Genomic DNA, 15,936 nt, shown 5'->3' with positions numbered 1-15,936 from the left:
CGGTGCTACTCACGCGGTGCTGCTCACGCGACGCCGATCACGCGGCGATGCTCACGCGGTGCCGCTCACGCGGTGCCGATCACGCGGCGATGCTCACGCGGCGCCGATCACCCGGCGCTGCTCACTCGATGCCGATCAGCAGCATCGACGCCTGCCGACCGCCCGCGTAGATCACCGTGTCCACCGCCAGGTGCCGTTTGCGCACATGCGACTCCAGCGCCTCCGCGAGCCCGTCCGGCACGTCTTCACCCAGTACCAGAGTCACCAGCTCGCCGCCCGCCGACAGCATCCGGTCCAGCACCGTACGCGCGGTCGCCGCGACGTCCGTGCCGATGACGGCGACGTCCCCGTCGATCAGGCCGAGGACGTCGCCCGCCTGGCAGACCCCCGCCATCGTCCAGGACTGCCGTTCCGCGACGGCCAGTTCGGCGTACCGGGTGGCGCCCGCGGCCGAGGTCATCGCGACCACGTCCTCGTCGAACCGCCGGTCCGGCTCGTGCACGGCGAGGGCCGCGATGCCCTGGACCGCCGCCCGCGTGGGGATGAGGGCGACCCGTACCCCCTCCGTACGCACCTGCTGGGCCGCCGCCGCGGCCGGGTGCCGCAGATCGGCGTCGTTGGGCAGCAGCACCACCTCCCGCGCGTGCGCCCGCCGGATCGCGTCGACCAGCTCACCACTGGCCGGCGGCTCCCCGGGCCGCGCCAGCACGGTGGTCGCCCCCGCCGCCGCGCACAGTTCCCTGAGTCCCTCGCCCGGGACGACCGCGACGACCGCCCGCTGGGCCCGCTCGCGCGGCGGGGCGAGGCGGTCCGCACCGAAGTGCGTGATCCGGATCCGGTACGGGCGGCCGGCCTCCACACCCGCCTCCACCGCCGCTCCCGCGTCGTCGACGTGGACGTGCACGTTCCACAGCCCGTCGCCGCCGACGACGACCAGCGAGTCGCCGAGGGAGTCCAGCCGCGCCCGCAGCCGGTCCACGGCCGCGTCGTCCGCCTCCAGCAGGTAGATCACCTCGAAGGCGGGGCCGCCCTCGTCGGCGTGGTCGGCGGAGCAGTCGTCGACGAGCAGACCGTGCGGCACGCGCGGGCGCGAGGCGACCGCCTCCCCGGTCAGGGCCTCGACCAGCGCCCCGAGCACCGCCACCAGACCCCGGCCGCCCGCGTCCACGACACCGGCCCGGCCCAGGGCGGCCAACTGCCCGGTCGTCCCGGCCAGAGCCTTGCGGGCGCCCTCGTACGCGGCCCGCGCGGCCGCCGCGGCCGTCGTGCCGGCCGCCGCGTCGGCCGCCGCGGTCGCCACCGTCAGCACCGTCCCCTCCACGGGATGCGCCACCGCCCGGTACGCGGAGGAGGCGGCCCGGCGCAGTGCCCGGCGCAGATCGGCACCGTCGGCGCTCTCCGCGTGCGCGAGGTCCTGCGCCAGCTCCTCGGACATGCCGCGCAGCAGCTGGGAGAGGATCGTGCCGGAATTGCCGCGGGCCCCTATCAGCGCGCCGTGCGCCATCGCCTGCACCGCGTCGGACAGCAGGGGAGCGGACGGGGGAGGGCCGACGACCGTCGCGTGCGCGGCGAAGACCGCTTCGAGGGCCTGCGCGGCGGACTCCATCGTCAGGAAGAGGTTGGTGCCGGTGTCCCCGTCCGCGACCGGATAGACGTTGATCGCGTCGATCTCCTCGCGTTCCGCGCCCAGCGCCTCCAGGGCCAGCGAGCACCAGGTGCGTACCGCGACGGCGTCGAGATCGTCGGGGGACTGCGGCACCTGGGCCTCCTCCTTGAGCAGCAAGAACTCCCGCAGAGTAGTCCCCGGCAGGCAGCCGGCGGGAGAAGGGGCCGGGGCGTGGGTCCCCGGGACCGTGGTAGTTTCGTTGTACGAGAGCAGCCGTTGTATGCTGCTCCGGTTGCCCGATGAAAATCGGGACATTCCCCCGGCAGTGCCACAGGATCCCCGGATCTTTCGGCCTGCCGGAATTCACTGTAAGTGCATCTGAAGTCTTTGGAGTGACCGTGGCTGCCAACTGCGACGTCTGCGGCAAGGGGCCGGGCTTCGGCAACAACATTTCGCACTCGCACCGCCGTACTTCGCGTCGCTGGAACCCCAACATCCAGCGCGTGCGTGCAGTGGTCGGTCGGACGCCGAAGCGGCTTAACGTCTGCACCTCGTGCATCAAGGCCGGCAAGGTCTCGCGCTGACGTCTCGATAGCGCGGCCACCTAGCTGGTTGCTTAAGGAACCGGTCCACCCTCGGGTGGGCCGGTTTTTTTCATGGACGCCTGCGGTGCGGGGCCGGTCCGGGCGGTTTTCCACAGGATTGCCGCGCTGTCGGACCCATGGTGTCCAATGGATCTCGTGCCCTCGCTCGACGAACCACTCAAGAAGACACTCGGCGGCACCACCGCGAAGGTGATGGCCGAGCACCTCGACCTGCACACCGTCGGTGACCTGCTGCACCACTATCCCCGGCGGTACGCCGAGCGTGGCGAGCTCACCCAGCTCGCCGACCTCCCGCTCGACGAGCACGCCACGGTGGTGGCCCAGGTCGCCGACGCCCGCGTCCTGCGGTTCAACAACGGCAAGGGCCAGCGCCTGGAAGTCACCCTCACCGACGGCAGCGGGCGGCTCCAGCTGGTCTTCTTCGGCAAGGCGCTCTTCCACCACCAGAAAGAGCTGCTGCCGGGCCGCAAGGGCATGTTCTCCGGCAAGGTCGGCATGTTCCGCAACATCCGCCAGCTCTCCCACCCGGCGTACGAGATGCTCGGCAAGGACGCCGGAGCGGACGCCGCGGAAGCCTGGGCCAACCAGCTCATCCCGCTCTACCCGGCCTGCGCCCAGATGGAGAGCTGGAAGATCGCCAAGACGGTCGACCTGGTGCTCGCCACGATGGAGGCGACCCGGTGGACCGAGATCGTCGACCCGCTGCCGACCGCACTGCGCGAGGGCCGCGGACTCGTCCCCCTCCCCGAAGCCTTCCGCAAGATCCACCGGCCACGCACGAAGGCGGAGATCGCCGAAGCCCGCGACCGGCTCAAGTGGGACGAGGCGTTCGTCCTGCAAGTCGCCCTCGCCCGCCGCAGGTTCGCCGAGAGACAACTGCCCGCGGTCGCCCGCGAACCGGTCTCCGACGGCCTCCTCGACGCCTTCGACGCCAAGCTCCCCTTCACCCTCACCGACGGCCAGCAGAAGGTCTCCAAGGAGATCTTCGACGACCTCGCCACCGAACACCCGATGCACCGCCTCCTCCAGGGGGAGGTCGGTTCGGGGAAGACGCTGGTCGCCCTGCGCGCCATGCTGGCCGTCGTCGACGCCGGCGGGCAGGCGGCCATGCTCGCGCCCACCGAGGTGCTCGCCCAGCAGCACCACCGCTCCGTCACCGAGATGATGGGCGAGCTGGCGGAAGGAGGCATGCTCGGCGGGTCCGCGCTCGGAACCAAGGTCGTGCTCCTCACCGGATCCATGGGGACGCCCGCCCGCAGGCAGGCCCTCCTCGACCTGGTCACCGGGGAAGCGGGCCTGGTCATCGGCACCCACGCGCTGATCGAGGACAAGGTGCAGTTCCACGACCTCGGGCTGGTCGTCGTCGACGAGCAGCACCGGTTCGGCGTCGAGCAGCGCGATGCGCTCCGCTCGAAGGGCAAGCAGCCCCCGCACCTCCTCGTCATGACGGCCACCCCCATCCCGCGCACGGTCGCGATGACCGTCTTCGGCGACCTGGAGACCTCCGTCCTGGACCAGCTCCCCGCCGGGCGCTCCCCGATCGCCACCCATGTCGTCCCCGCCAAGGACAAACCGCACTTCCTGGCCCGCGCCTGGGAACGGGTGCGGGAGGAGGTGGAGAACGGGCACCAGGCGTACGTGGTGTGCCCGCGCATCGGCGACGGCGAGGACGAACCGAAGAAGAAGACGAAGAAGGCCGCCGAGGACGCCGAGGACCCGGAGAAGCGTCCGCCGCTCGCCGTGCTGGAGATCGCCGACCAGCTCCGCGCCGGGCCGCTGAGCGGATTGCGCGTCGAGGTGCTGCACGGGCGCATGCAGCCCGACGACAAGGACGACGTGATGCGTCGCTTCGCCGCCGGTGAGGTCGACGTGCTGGTCGCGACCACCGTCATCGAGGTCGGCGTCAACGTCCCCAACGCCACAGCAATGGTGATCATGGACGCGGACCGGTTCGGCGTCTCCCAGCTGCACCAGCTGCGCGGGCGGGTCGGCCGCGGTGCGGCCCCCGGACTGTGCCTGCTGGTCAGCGAGATGCACGAGGCGAGCCCCGCCCGCGCCCGGCTCGCCGCCGTCGCCGCCACGCTCGACGGCTTCGAGCTCTCCCGCATCGACCTCGAACAGCGCCGCGAGGGCGACGTGCTCGGCCAGGCCCAGTCCGGCGTCCGCTCCTCGCTCCGGGTGCTGGCCGTCATCGAGGACGAGGAAGTGATCGCCGCCGCCCGCGAGGAGGCCGTCGCGATCGTCGCCGACGACCCGGGCCTGGACGGGCTCCCGGAACTGCGCACCGCGCTCGACGCACTCCTCGACAAGGAGCGCGAGCAGTACCTCGACAAGGGCTGACCGGCCCGTACGCCATATCGTGGGAGGACAGAGCACCGCACGACCGCCGACCCGACAGAGGAATCCATGACCCGCGTGATCGCAGGCACCGCCGGCGGACGACGCCTGACAGTCCCGCCGGGCAACGGCACCCGCCCGACCTCCGACCGGGCGCGCGAGGGCCTCTTTTCCACCTGGGAGGCCCTGCTCGGCACCCTGGAGGGGCTCCGGATCGCCGATCTGTACGCGGGCTCCGGGGCCGTCGGCCTCGAAGCGCTGTCCCGCGGCGGTGCGCACGCCCTGCTCGTCGAGGCCGACCAGAAGGCCGTACGGACGATCCGGGACAACGTGCGCACCCTCGGGCTGCCCGGTGCCGAGGTGCGGGCCGGCAAGGCCGAGCAGGTCGTGACGACGGCAGCCCCCGCCACCCCGTACGACATCGTCTTCCTGGACCCGCCGTACGCGGTCACCGACGACGATCTCCGCGAGATTCTCCTCACACTCCGCGCCCAGGGCTGGCTCGCCCGGGACGCGCTGGCCACCGTGGAACGCAGCACCCGGGGCGGAGAATTCGCGTGGCCCGAGGGCTTCGAGCCGCTGAGGGCCCGTCGCTACGGCGAAGGGACGCTTTGGTACGGTCGCGCCGCGTCACCGCACGACGACGCACGACCGTGCGAAGACGCACGATGACCGGACCGCAGAGACGGGGACCACAGATGCGCCGAGCAGTCTGCCCGGGGTCGTTCGACCCCATCACCAACGGCCACCTGGACATCATCGGCCGAGCCTCCAGGCTCTACGACGTGGTGCACGTCGCGGTGATGATCAACCAGTCGAAGAAGGGCCTGTTCTCCGTCGAGGAGCGGATCGGGCTGATCCGGGACGTCACCGCCGACTACGAGAACATCGTGGTGGAGTCCCACCACGGCCTCCTCGTCGACTTCTGCAAGGACCGCGACATCCCCGCGATCGTCAAGGGCCTGCGCGCCGTCAGCGACTTCGACTACGAGTTGCAGATGGCCCAGATGAACAACGGCCTCTCGGGCGTCGAGACCCTGTTCATACCGACCAACCCCACCTACAGCTTCCTCTCCTCCAGCCTGGTCAAGGAGGTCGCGGCCTGGGGCGGCGACGTCTCCCACCTGCTGCCGGAGATCGTCCACACGGCGCTCACCGAGCGACTCGCGGAGAACAAGTCCGCCACCCAGGACGGCTGACGGCCCGTCAGCAGGTGTCGGGCGGGAGCCGACTGGCCGTACAGTCGTCCCGTCCGTCTCCAAACCAGGCCGAGAGAGTGGCGAGCACACGGTGGACGTGCAGAAGAAGCTCGATGAGATCGTCGAGGCGATCGGCAGCGCCCGATCCATGCCCATGTCGGCCTCGTGCGTGGTCAACCGCGCCGACCTGCTCGACATGCTCGAAGAGGTGCGCCGCGCCCTGCCCGACTCCCTCGCCCAGGCGCAGGAGCTGATCGGCGGGCGCGAGCAGCTGGTCGAGCAGGCCCGCCAGGAGGCGGAGCGGATCATCGAGTCCGCCCAGGCGCACCGCGGCGACCTGATCTCCGACACCGAGGTCGCCCGCCGCTCCCAGGCCGAGGCCGACCGCATCCTCGCCGAGGCCCGGCGGGACGCCGAGGAGATCCGCGCGGAGGCCGACGAGTACGTCGACTCCAAGCTCGCCAACTTCGAGGTCGTCCTCACCAAGACCATCGGCTCCGTGGGCCGCGGGCGCGAGAAGCTGCTGGGCCGGGGTCCCGGCCTCGACGAGCAGGGGTACGCCGACGAGGACGCCCCGGACTACAGCCCGGACCCCTCCACCCTGCTGCACCGCGCCGACGAGTACGTCGACACCAAGCTGGGCGCCTTCGAGGCCGTCCTCGCCAAGACCCTCGACGCGGTCGGCAAGGGCCGCCAGAAGCTGCACGGCCGGGTCGCCTCCGACGACCTCGGCGCCCACATGGCCGCCCAGGACGACCTGGAACGCTCCGGTCTGCGCGGCAGCGACGCCGACTTCCTGGCCGACCTCGCCGAGCCCCAGCCTGCCGCCGTCCCGGACCCGTCGCCCGCCGACCCCCGCATCCCGGCCCAGCAGCCGTACGACCCGTACGCGGGCACCTCGTACCCGCAGCAGCCGCAGGGCCAGGACGTCTACGCCGCCGCCCCGTACGGCCAGCAGCAGGATCCGTACGGCTACCAGCAGGACCCGTACGCCGCCTCGTACCCGCAGCAGGGCTACGACCCGTACGGACAGCAGTCCGCCCAGTCCGCACAGCAGCACCAGCAGCAGCCCGCGCAGCCGGGGCACCCGCCCCAGCAGGGCGCGCTCGACGAGACGAGCATGTTCGACACGAGCATGATCGACCTCGACCGGCTGCGCGAGTACGAGCAGGGCCGCTAGCTCCGGACGGACGGGTCGCCGGGGCCGGATTGGGCCCTGGGCGAAGCGTCCAGTATCCTGGCCATTCGTCGCGGACCACGTCTGCGATTTCGGCTGCCCGATTCGCCATGGACCCTCGGTCCGGCCACGCACAGGGCAGTCCCTCCACAGCAATCCGAAGGCGGGAAATCCCCTGAGTACGCACCTCGACCACCGCAACCCCCTCGTGTTCGACACGCACGAGCTGGGCCGGCGTCCCGGTGCGCTCCAGCGGCTGACCCGCACCGCGGAGGCCCCCAAGGACTTCGGTGTCGAAGGGGTCATCGGCGTACCGGAAGGTGCGCCCTTGGAGATCAGGCTCCGCCTCGAATCCGTCATGGAAGGGGTGCTTGTCACAGGCACCGTCCGTGCGGCGGCCGAGGGGGAGTGCGTAAGGTGTCTGGAGCCGGTGCAGCTGAAGGTTGCAGCGGACTTCCAGGAGATGTTCTCGTACCCTGACGCCGACGACCGGGGCCGCGCGAAAGCGGAACCGGGCGACGACGCCGAGGACGACGAGGACACGCTCTTCCTTGAGGACGGCTTGTTCGACCTCGAACCCGTGCTGCGTGACGCGGTAGTGCTCGCACTTCCGATGCAGCCGGTGTGCCGGGAGGACTGTGCAGGCATGTGCTCGCAGTGCGGGATCAGCCTGAACGAGAACCCCGACCACCACCATGACGCCGTCGACATCCGTTGGGCGGCGTTGCAGGGACTCGTCGAGACCGGCCAGGTCGACGAGAAGGACAACGTGCACGACGCCGGTACCGGCGTCGACGAGAAGCAGGAGAAGTAGCCGTGGCTGTTCCGAAGCGGAAGATGTCGCGCAGCAACACGCGCCACCGCCGGTCGCAGTGGAAGGCTGCGGTCCCCACCCTGGTGTCGTGCGAGCGCTGCCAGGAGCCGAAGCTCCAGCACATTGCGTGCCCGAGCTGCGGCACGTACAACAAGCGCCAGGTCCTCGAGGTCTGAGCGGCTGGTGAGAGGCACCATGTCTGAGTCATACAAGACGGACAATGCCTCGTCTCACACGCTTCTGGAAGGGCGGCTCGGGTATCACCTCGAGTCCGCCCTTCTGGTGCGTGCGCTGACGCACCGTTCGTTCGCGTACGAGAACGGCGGTCTGCCCACCAACGAGCGGCTCGAATTCCTCGGGGATTCGGTGCTCGGCCTGGTGGTCACGGACACGCTGTACCGGACCCACCCCGACCTCCCGGAAGGCCAGTTGGCCAAGCTCCGGGCCGCGGTGGTCAACTCTCGTGCGCTCGCGGAGGTGGGCCGCGGCCTCGAACTCGGCTCCTTCATCCGGCTCGGCCGGGGCGAAGAGGGCACGGGAGGCCGGGACAAGGCATCCATCCTCGCCGACACCCTGGAAGCGGTGATCGGTGCGGTCTATCTCGACCAAGGTCTGGAAGCGGCTTCCGAGCTGGTGCACCGGCTCTTCGATCCGCTGATCGAGAAGTCGTCCAGCCTCGGCGCCGGCCTGGACTGGAAGACCAGTCTCCAGGAGCTCACCGCGGCCGAGGGGCTCGGGGTTCCCGAGTACCTGGTCACGGAGACCGGCCCGGACCACGAAAAGGTCTTCACTGCTGCCGCCCGCGTCGGTGGTGTCTCGTACGGCACCGGCACCGGCCGCAGCAAGAAGGAAGCGGAACAGCAGGCGGCGGAGTCCGCATGGCGTGCGATCAGCGCGGCTGCGGCGGAGCGCGAGGCGGCGGCGAAGGCCGAGGCCGAGAACCCGACGCCGGCTGACCCGGCGGTCTCCGCCACCGCGGCCGTCGCTCCGGCGGCCCCGGCTGCCGAACCGGCGGCCACGGTCGCCGACGCGGTGGCTCCGGCCGCCGGGTCGGCGGACGACAGCAGGTCGTCGGTCGCCTGACCCGCAGCACACCGTCCGGCCCCGGTGCCACCCCTCGCGGGGTGGCACCGGGGCCGGACGCGTACCCCCGACGCGACACACGCATCACATGAGGAGTGCCCTGTGCCCGAGCTGCCCGAAGTGGAAGTCGTCCGGCGTGGACTCGAACGCTGGGTCACCGGGCGGACCGTCGCCGAGGTCGAGGTGCTGCACCCCCGTGCGGTACGCCGCCACCTCGCCGGCGGCGCCGACTTCGCCGCCCGGCTGCGCGGCCACCGCATCGGGGCGGCCCGGCGACGCGGCAAGTACCTGTGGCTGCCCGTCGAGGACGCTCCGCTGGCCGTGCTCGGACACCTCGGGATGAGCGGGCAGCTCCTCGTGCAGCCCGAGGAGGCGTCCGACGAGAAGCACCTGCGGGTCAGGCTGCGCTTCGACGACGCGCTGGGCACCGAGCTCCGCTTCGTCGACCAGCGCACCTTCGGGGGGCTCTCGTTGCACGACACCGCCCCCGACGGCCTTCCCGACGTCATCGCGCACATCGCCCGCGACCCGCTCGACGAGGAATTCGACGACGCCGCCTTCCACACGGCGCTGCGGCTGCGGCGCACCACCCTCAAGCGGGCCCTGCTCGACCAGTCGCTGATCAGCGGAGTCGGCAACATCTACGCGGACGAGGCACTGTGGCGCTCCAGGCTGCACTACGACCGCCCGACCGCCACCATGACCCGGCCCCGTTCCACCGAACTCCTGGGCCACGTGCGCGACGTGATGAACGCGGCGCTCGCCGTCGGAGGCACCAGCTTCGACAGCCTGTACGTCAACGTGAACGGGGAGTCGGGCTACTTCGACCGGTCCTTGGACGCGTACGGACGCGAGGACGAGCCGTGCCGCCGGTGCGGCACCGCCATGCGCCGTCGCCCGTGGATGAACCGCTCCAGCTTTTTCTGCCCGCGCTGCCAGCGCCCGCCCAGGGCCGTCACCGCCTGAGCGGCTGCGGGGCCGTACGCGGCGCATGAGGGCGCACGGCCTGCGGGGGCGCCTTTGCGCGCGAAGGCTGGCCGGACAGGGGGACGCCCCGCTCGCGCAGACTCAGAAGCCGAAGTTCTGCGTCCACCACGGGCCGCCCTCGGCCATGTGCACGCCGACGCCCAGAGTCGTGTACTCGCAGTTCAGGATGTTCGCGCGGTGGCCCTCGCTGTTCATCCAGGCGTCCATCACCGCCTGGGCGTCCGCCTGGCCGCGGGCGATGTTCTCACCGCCCAGGTCCTTGATGCCCGCCTTGGCGGCGCGGTCCCACGGGGTCGCGCCGTCCGGGTCGGTGTGCGCGAAGAAGCCGCGCGCCGCCATGTCCCGGCTGAAGTTCGCGGCCAGCGTCGCCAGACCGGTGTCCGGGCGGACCGGACGGCAGCCGGCCTTCGCGCGCTCCTGGTTCACCAGGGAGAGCACGGCGGCCGCGGCGTCGTTCGCCGAGGCGGGCGCCTTGCGCGGCGGCGGAGTGGCGGCCGGGGCCCGTTCGGTGGCGGGCGCAGTGGTCCGCGGGGGCTTCGGGGCCGCCTTCGTCGGGGGCGTCGTGGTCGCGGGAGCCTCGGTGGTGGGTTCCTTCGTTGCTTCGTCGCGCGTGTGCTTCTGCGAATCGGAGGCGGGTGCTCCGGTCGGCTCGGCTGCCGGGGACGACTGCTCGCCGGTGCTCTGCGAGGGGGTCGGCGCAGGCCCCTGTGCCCGCTCCTCGCCGCGCGCGGCGGCGGGGGAGGAGGCGCGCTCCGTCGGGGTTTCGACGGCGCCGCCCTGAGCTCTCAGGTCCACCGTGCCGCCCGCGGACGCCCGGTCCCCGGAGCTGCCGGAGCCGCCGCCGAAGGTCAGGGCGTCACCGCCGGGAAGGATCCCGGACGCAACGGCGACGGCACCGAACGCCACGGCTGCGGAGACTCCGAGCAGTCCGCTCCGCACGGGGGCGGAGCGCTTCCGCCGGCGGCTGTCGCCCCGGTGCCCGCCGACCTCGACGGGAGCGTGATCATCCGTGGCGGGCCCGGCGGCGGTGCGTCGATGGCGTCCCATCTGCTGTGCCTTCCTCAGGAATTCGACGGTCAATGCGTTCACCCGAATGGATGAGCCTCATTGCGTCGGGACTGTACGGCATGACGGGTGGGGGCGAAGTGCCTCGTGAGCAATTGACCGGTTAGCGTGCGGTCATGAACGGAGACGCACAGCCGGACGCCCGGCTCACCGCCTGGGTACGCGGCCGCGTGCAAGGAGTTGGCTTTCGCTGGTTCACCAGGGCAAACGCGCTGGAGATCGGCGGCCTTTCCGGCTTCGCCCTCAACCTCGACGACGGCCGGGTGCAGGTCGTCGCGGAGGGTTCGCGTGAGAATTGCCACCGTCTGCTGGAGTGGCTGCACTCGGACGACACTCCCGGCCGGGTCGACGGTGTCACTGAGATCTGGGGCACACCGCGCGGGGGATACAAGGGCTTCGCGATCCGCTGAACGGGTGCACCGGCCTGCTCTCCGCAGGGCGCGAACGGTCACTGCGCGCGGCGCCCCGGTCACCGCCCGCGAGGAGAAACGCCCTGGTGGTTGCCAGAATCGGGTTGCCATGGAAGGCTGCCCGTACGAGGATGATCTCTACGCCCCCAGGGCCCCGCAGGTCGAGCGACGCCGGTGAGTGCACGGCGGAACGCCCCCGGGCCGCCCGGCGATACGGCGTGTGATCGTGTTGACCGTCAAACTTTTTGGTGAGACTCTGGAATCCCCGCGCACCTTAGCTGTTTGGCAGCAAGAACCGCAGTGGAACAACAACACTGCCAAGCACCGCGGGTGCGATTCCCTCACGACCCACACCGCTCTCGGTCGGTCACTCAGTGTGGAGGACCACTCATCATGGCAAAGGCGCTTCTCGGTTACGTCGGCGGCTCCGACCCGCGACTCCTCGCCGAGATGCGACGGCTTCAGCAGCGCGTTCAGGATCTCGAATCCGAGCTCAACCGGATTCAGAACGAGAACGACTCGCTCACGGCCGCCGCTCAGCACCGCGGAGACTCTTCTCTGCTCGACGAGGACTTCGACATCGACGTCCCCCGTGCGGAGCCCGCACTCACCTGATTCCGTTGCAGGCCCCTCCTGTACCGGTCTCACTTCTGCGGCACTCCCGTACGGACACCACCGTCGGCGCCTCACTGCCGCAGCATCTCCAAGGGACGTTTCGGCGTCCCTTTTTCCTTTCCTCGGACATCGACCGTCCGGCCTGCGTCCGGCGTTTTCTTAACGTCTGATGTGCCCTGCACGTTCATCGGTGAAACCGCGACGGCCCGGTAGAGTCGGGCTGCGTGCATCTCAAGGCCATGACCCTCCGAGGTTTCAAGTCGTTCGCCTCCGCCACGACGCTCCGCTTCGAACCCGGTATCACCTGCGTCGTGGGGCCCAACGGGTCCGGCAAGTCCAATGTGGTGGACGCGCTCTCCTGGGTCATGGGGGAGCAGGGCGCCAAGTCGTTGCGCGGCGGCAAGATGGAGGACGTCATCTTCGCCGGCACGACGGGGCGGCCCCCGCTCGGCCGGGCCGAGGTCTCGCTCACGATCGACAACTCCGACGGTGCGCTGCCCATCGAGTACGCCGAAGTCACCCTCACGCGGATCATGTTCCGCAACGGCGGCAGCGAGTACCAGATCAACGGCGACACCTGCCGACTGCTGGACATCCAGGAGCTGCTCTCCGACTCCGGCATCGGCCGGGAGATGCACGTCATCGTCGGGCAGGGCCAGCTCGATTCCGTCCTGCACGCCGATCCGATGGGCCGCCGCGCCTTCATCGAGGAGGCGGCGGGTGTCCTCAAGCACCGCAAGCGCAAGGAGAAGGCGCTGCGGAAGCTGGAGGCGATGAAGGCGAACCTGGCGCGCGTGGAGGACCTCACCGGCGAACTCCGCCGCCAGCTCAAGCCGTTGGGACGGCAGGCAGCCGTGGCGCGACGGGCCGCCGTCATCCAGGCCGATCTGCGCGACGTACGGCTGCGGCTGCTCGCCGACGACCTCGTCGCGCTCCAGCGGGCACTGGGCGCGGAGATCGCGGACGAGGCCGCATTGAAGCAGCGCAAGGAACGCGCCGAGAGCCGGCTCAAGGCCGCGCAGCAGCGCGAGGCGGAGCTGGAGGCCGAGGTGCGGCGACTCGCGCCGCGCCTCGGCAGGGCACAGCAGTCCTGGTACGGGCTGTCGCAGTTCGCCGAGCGCGTGCGCGGCACGATCTCCCTCGCCGAGGCACGCGTGACCAGCGCGAACGCGGCCCCGCAGGAGGAGCGGCGGGGGCGCGAGCCGGAGGACATGGAGCGGGAGGCGGCCCGGATCCGTGAGCAGGAGGCCGAACTCGAAGCCGCCCTGGAGGCCGCGCGGCACGCACTGGAGAACACCGTCGAGCACCGCGCCGAGCTGGAGCGCGATTTGGCCGCCGAGGAGCGCAGGCTCAAGGACCTGGCGCGGGCCGTCGCCGACCGCCGCGAGGGTCTGGCGCGGCTCAACGGCCAGGTCAACGCCGCCCGCGGCAGGGCGGGTTCGGCGCGGGCGGAGATCGAGCGGCTGGCCGAGGCACGGGACGCGGCGCAGGACCGCGCCGTCACCGCCCAGGAGGAGTACGAGCAGCTCAGGGCCGAGGTCGACGGGCTCGACGCGGGCGGCGAAGAGCTGTCCGTACGGCACGACGAAGCCAGGCGGGAACTGGCGGCGGCGGAGAACGAGTGGGGTGGTGCACGGGAGGAACTGACGGCCGTCGAGCGTCGGCGGGCCGCGACGGCGGCGCGCCGCGAAGCCCTGGCGCTCGGGCTGCGGCGCAAGGACGGAACCGGTGCGCTGCTGGGGGCGGACCGGCCTACCGGGCTGCTCGGGCCCGCGGCGCAGCTGTTGACGGTCGCGCCGGGGTACGAGGTGGCGGTGGCGGCGGCGCTGGGAGCGGCGGCCGACGCGGTCGCGGTGGCGAACCCCGCGGCGGCCGCCGAGGCGATCCGGCTGCTGCGCAAGCAGGACGCGGGGCGGGCCGCACTGCTGCTGGCAGGGGAGACCGGAGCCCCCGCCACGCGGCCGGAACCCGTGCGGCCGGACCCTGCGCGGCCGGACCCCACGCAGGCGGACCCCACGCAGGCGGACCCCACGCAGGCGGATCCCGTGCGTCCGGACCCCGTGCGTCCGGACCCCACGCAGGCGGATCCCGTGCAGGCGGATCCCACGCGGCCGGACCCCGTGGAGCCCGGTGCCGCCGCGCCGAACGCCGCCGCGCCGTACGCGGTGCACTTCGTACGTGGGCCGCAGGAGCTGATGCCCGCGGTGCGGCGGCTGCTGCACGGCGTGGTGGTCGTGAGCACGCTGGAGGACGCCGAGGACCTCGTCCACGCGCGTCCCGAACTGACGGCGGTCACCGCCGAGGGCGACGTGCTCGGGGCCCACTTCGCACAGGGCGGTTCGGCGGGGGCGCCGAGCCTGCTGGAGGTGCAGGCGTCGGTGGACGAGGCGGACGCGCAGCTCGCGGAGCTGTCCGTTCGGTGCGAGGAGCTGGCCCGGCGGCAGGCGGAGGCCGGGGAGCGGCGGGACCGGTGCGCCGCGCTGGTCGAGGAGCTGGGGGAGACGCGGCGGGCCGGGGACCGGGAGCGGTCCGCGGTCGCGCAGCAGCTCGGACGGCTGGCCGGGCAGGCACGCGGGGCGGCGGAGGAGGCGGAGCGGTCGGCCGCCGCCGCGGCCAGGGCGCAGGAGGCACTGGATCGTGCCACCGAGGAGGCCGAGGAGCTGGCGGAACGGCTCGCGGTCGCGGAGGAGGCGCCGGTGGCGGAGGAGCCCGACGCCTCCGTCAGGGACCGGCTGGCGGCGGACGGGGCGAACGCGCGGCAGACCGAGATGGAGGCGCGGCTCCAGGTCCGTACCCACGAGGAGCGGGTGCGGGCGCTCGCGGGGCGGGCCGACGCGCTCGACCGGGCCGCACGTGCCGAGCGGGAGGTACGGGCCAGGGCCGAGCAGCGGCGGGCCAGGCTGCGGTACGAGGCGGAGGTGGCGGCAGCGGTCGCGGCGGGCGCCCGGCAGCTGCTCGCGCACGCCGAGGTCTCTCTCGTCCGGGCCGACCGGGAGCGTGCGGCGGCGGAGGCCGCCAAGGCCGAGCAGGAGCACGAACTGGTCACCGAACGGTCCCTCGGCCGGGAACTCAAGGAAGAACTCGACAAGCTGACCGATTCGGTTCACCGCGGCGAGGTACTAGGAGCGGAGAAGCGGCTGCGCATCGAGCAGCTGGAGACCAGGGCACTGGAGGAGCTGGGCGTGGAACCGTCGGCGCTGGTGGCGGAGTACGGGCCCGAGCAGCCCGTGCCCGCGTCGCCGGCCGTCGACGGGGAGGCTCTGCCGGAGGATCCCGGCGATCCGCGCAACCGTCCCCGCCCCTTCGTCCGTGCCGAGCAGGAGAAGCGGCTCAAGGCGGCCGAACGGGCGTATCAGCAGCTCGGAAAGGTGAATCCGCTGGCGCTTGAGGAGTTCGCGGCGCTGGAGGAGCGGCACCAGTTCCTCTCCGAGCAGCTGGCGGACCTCAAGCGGACCCGCACCGACCTGCTACAGGTGATCAAGGAGGTCGACCAGCGTGTGGAGCAGGTGTTCACCGAGGCGTACCGGGACACGGCGCGTGAGTTCGAGGGCGTCTTCTCGCGGCTCTTCCCCGGTGGGGAGGGGCGGCTGATCCTGACCGACCCGGACAACATGCTGGCGACCGGGGTCGATGTGGAGGCGCGTCCGCCGGGCAAGAAGGTCAAGCGGCTGTCGCTGCTGTCCGGCGGCGAGCGCTCTCTGACCGCCGTGGCGCTGCTGGTGTCGATCTTCAAGGCCCGGCCCAGCCCGTTCTACGTGATGGACGAGGTGGAGGCCGCGCTGGACGACACCAACCTCCAGCGGTTGATTCGGATCATGAAGGAGCTCCAGGAGAGCTCCCAGTTGATCGTGATCACTCACCAGAAACGCACGATGGAAGTGGCGGACGCCCTGTACGGCGTGTCCATGCAGGGCGACGGGGTCTCCAAGGTGATCAGCCAGCGCCTGCGCTGACTGTCGCAGGCCGTGCGGGGAGCCCCGCCGCTAGCTTCAAAAGTTGAAGGATTACGATCGCTCCCGTTCCTTTTGGCTTCAAGTA

Annotated in this window: 14 protein-coding genes; 12 read left to right on the top strand and 2 right to left on the bottom strand. The window is 71.5% G+C overall.

Annotated features, from left to right (window positions below; genetic code table 11):
- Positions 1-121: 121 nt before the first annotated feature.
- Positions 122-1,759, bottom strand: coding sequence for a DAK2 domain-containing protein (locus ACQPZG_RS10115; protein ID WP_433549339.1), 1,638 nt, complete (start codon positions 1,757-1,759; stop codon positions 122-124).
- 245 nt (positions 1,760-2,004) lie between these two features.
- Between ACQPZG_RS10115 and rpmB the strand changes: the two genes are divergently transcribed.
- From rpmB to mutM, 9 genes are all read left to right on the top strand, one after another.
- Complete coding sequence (gene rpmB, locus ACQPZG_RS10110; RefSeq protein ID WP_003957616.1) at positions 2,005-2,190, top strand: 50S ribosomal protein L28; 186 nt, start codon at positions 2,005-2,007, stop codon at positions 2,188-2,190.
- A gap of 147 nt (positions 2,191-2,337) precedes the next feature.
- Positions 2,338-4,551 (top strand): ATP-dependent DNA helicase RecG, encoded by a 2,214-nt coding sequence (recG, locus tag ACQPZG_RS10105; RefSeq protein ID WP_433545485.1) that lies wholly within the window; start codon positions 2,338-2,340, stop codon positions 4,549-4,551.
- A 66-nt stretch (positions 4,552-4,617) separates the two neighbouring features.
- A complete protein-coding gene (rsmD, locus tag ACQPZG_RS10100) occupies positions 4,618-5,220 on the top strand; it encodes a 16S rRNA (guanine(966)-N(2))-methyltransferase RsmD (protein WP_433545484.1) in 603 nt (200 codons plus the stop codon).
- A 26-nt stretch (positions 5,221-5,246) separates the two neighbouring features.
- On the top strand, positions 5,247-5,747 hold the full coding sequence (gene coaD / locus ACQPZG_RS10095; RefSeq protein WP_433545483.1) for a pantetheine-phosphate adenylyltransferase: 501 nt from the start codon (positions 5,247-5,249) through the stop codon (positions 5,745-5,747).
- Between the two features lie 91 nt (positions 5,748-5,838).
- Entirely contained in the window at positions 5,839-6,927 is a 1,089-nt protein-coding gene (locus tag ACQPZG_RS10090; RefSeq protein ID WP_433545482.1) for a cell division initiation protein, read from the top strand.
- Between the two features lie 172 nt (positions 6,928-7,099).
- Complete coding sequence (locus tag ACQPZG_RS10085; protein WP_433549338.1) at positions 7,100-7,738, top strand: YceD family protein; 639 nt, start codon at positions 7,100-7,102, stop codon at positions 7,736-7,738.
- A gap of 2 nt (positions 7,739-7,740) precedes the next feature.
- The gene (gene rpmF / locus ACQPZG_RS10080) at positions 7,741-7,914 is read left to right on the top strand and encodes a 50S ribosomal protein L32 (RefSeq protein WP_003965982.1); all 174 of its coding nucleotides are present in this window, start codon (positions 7,741-7,743) and stop codon (positions 7,912-7,914) included.
- Between the two features lie 19 nt (positions 7,915-7,933).
- Positions 7,934-8,821, top strand: a complete 888-nt coding sequence (gene rnc, locus ACQPZG_RS10075) for a ribonuclease III (RefSeq protein WP_433545481.1) — start codon at positions 7,934-7,936, stop codon at positions 8,819-8,821.
- 102 nt (positions 8,822-8,923) lie between these two features.
- Complete coding sequence (gene mutM, locus ACQPZG_RS10070) at positions 8,924-9,787, top strand: bifunctional DNA-formamidopyrimidine glycosylase/DNA-(apurinic or apyrimidinic site) lyase (protein ID WP_433545480.1); 864 nt, start codon at positions 8,924-8,926, stop codon at positions 9,785-9,787.
- Positions 9,788-9,889: 102 nt separating this feature from the next.
- On the opposite strand, the gene ACQPZG_RS10065 is transcribed toward mutM, so the two are convergent.
- Positions 9,890-10,855 carry a CAP domain-containing protein gene (locus ACQPZG_RS10065; RefSeq protein WP_433545479.1) on the bottom strand — a complete coding sequence of 322 codons (966 nt, stop codon included), beginning with the start codon at positions 10,853-10,855 and terminating at the stop codon, positions 9,890-9,892.
- Between the two features lie 134 nt (positions 10,856-10,989).
- Between ACQPZG_RS10065 and ACQPZG_RS10060 the strand changes: the two genes are divergently transcribed.
- From ACQPZG_RS10060 to ACQPZG_RS10050, 3 genes are all read left to right on the top strand, one after another.
- The gene (locus ACQPZG_RS10060) at positions 10,990-11,283 is read left to right on the top strand and encodes an acylphosphatase (RefSeq protein ID WP_433545478.1); all 294 of its coding nucleotides are present in this window, start codon (positions 10,990-10,992) and stop codon (positions 11,281-11,283) included.
- A gap of 393 nt (positions 11,284-11,676) precedes the next feature.
- On the top strand, positions 11,677-11,898 hold the full coding sequence (locus tag ACQPZG_RS10055; protein WP_185034388.1) for a hypothetical protein: 222 nt from the start codon (positions 11,677-11,679) through the stop codon (positions 11,896-11,898).
- Between the two features lie 224 nt (positions 11,899-12,122).
- A complete protein-coding gene (locus tag ACQPZG_RS10050; protein WP_433545477.1) occupies positions 12,123-15,851 on the top strand; it encodes an AAA family ATPase in 3,729 nt (1,242 codons plus the stop codon).
- The last annotated feature ends 85 nt before the right edge of the window (positions 15,852-15,936 follow it).

This window comes from Streptomyces sp. CA-294286, assembly GCF_050947155.1.
Classification (GTDB): domain Bacteria; phylum Actinomycetota; class Actinomycetes; order Streptomycetales; family Streptomycetaceae; genus Streptomyces.
This window is presented reverse-complemented; position numbering and strand designations above follow the sequence as displayed.

What these genes read in the sequence shown, in the direction of transcription:
- ACQPZG_RS10060 (WP_433545478.1), top strand. Translation starts at nt 10,990, where the DNA reads ATGAACGGAGACGCACAGCCGGACGCCCGGCTCACCGCCTGGGTACGC.
- ACQPZG_RS10065 (WP_433545479.1), bottom strand. Translation starts at nt 10,855, where the DNA reads ATGGGACGCCATCGACGCACCGCCGCCGGGCCCGCCACGGATGATCAC.
- rsmD (WP_433545484.1), top strand. Translation starts at nt 4,618, where the DNA reads ATGACCCGCGTGATCGCAGGCACCGCCGGCGGACGACGCCTGACAGTC.
- rnc (WP_433545481.1), top strand. Translation starts at nt 7,934, where the DNA reads ATGTCTGAGTCATACAAGACGGACAATGCCTCGTCTCACACGCTTCTG.
- coaD (WP_433545483.1), top strand. Translation starts at nt 5,247, where the DNA reads ATGCGCCGAGCAGTCTGCCCGGGGTCGTTCGACCCCATCACCAACGGC.
- ACQPZG_RS10055 (WP_185034388.1), top strand. Translation starts at nt 11,677, where the DNA reads ATGGCAAAGGCGCTTCTCGGTTACGTCGGCGGCTCCGACCCGCGACTC.
- recG (WP_433545485.1), top strand. Translation starts at nt 2,338, where the DNA reads ATGGATCTCGTGCCCTCGCTCGACGAACCACTCAAGAAGACACTCGGC.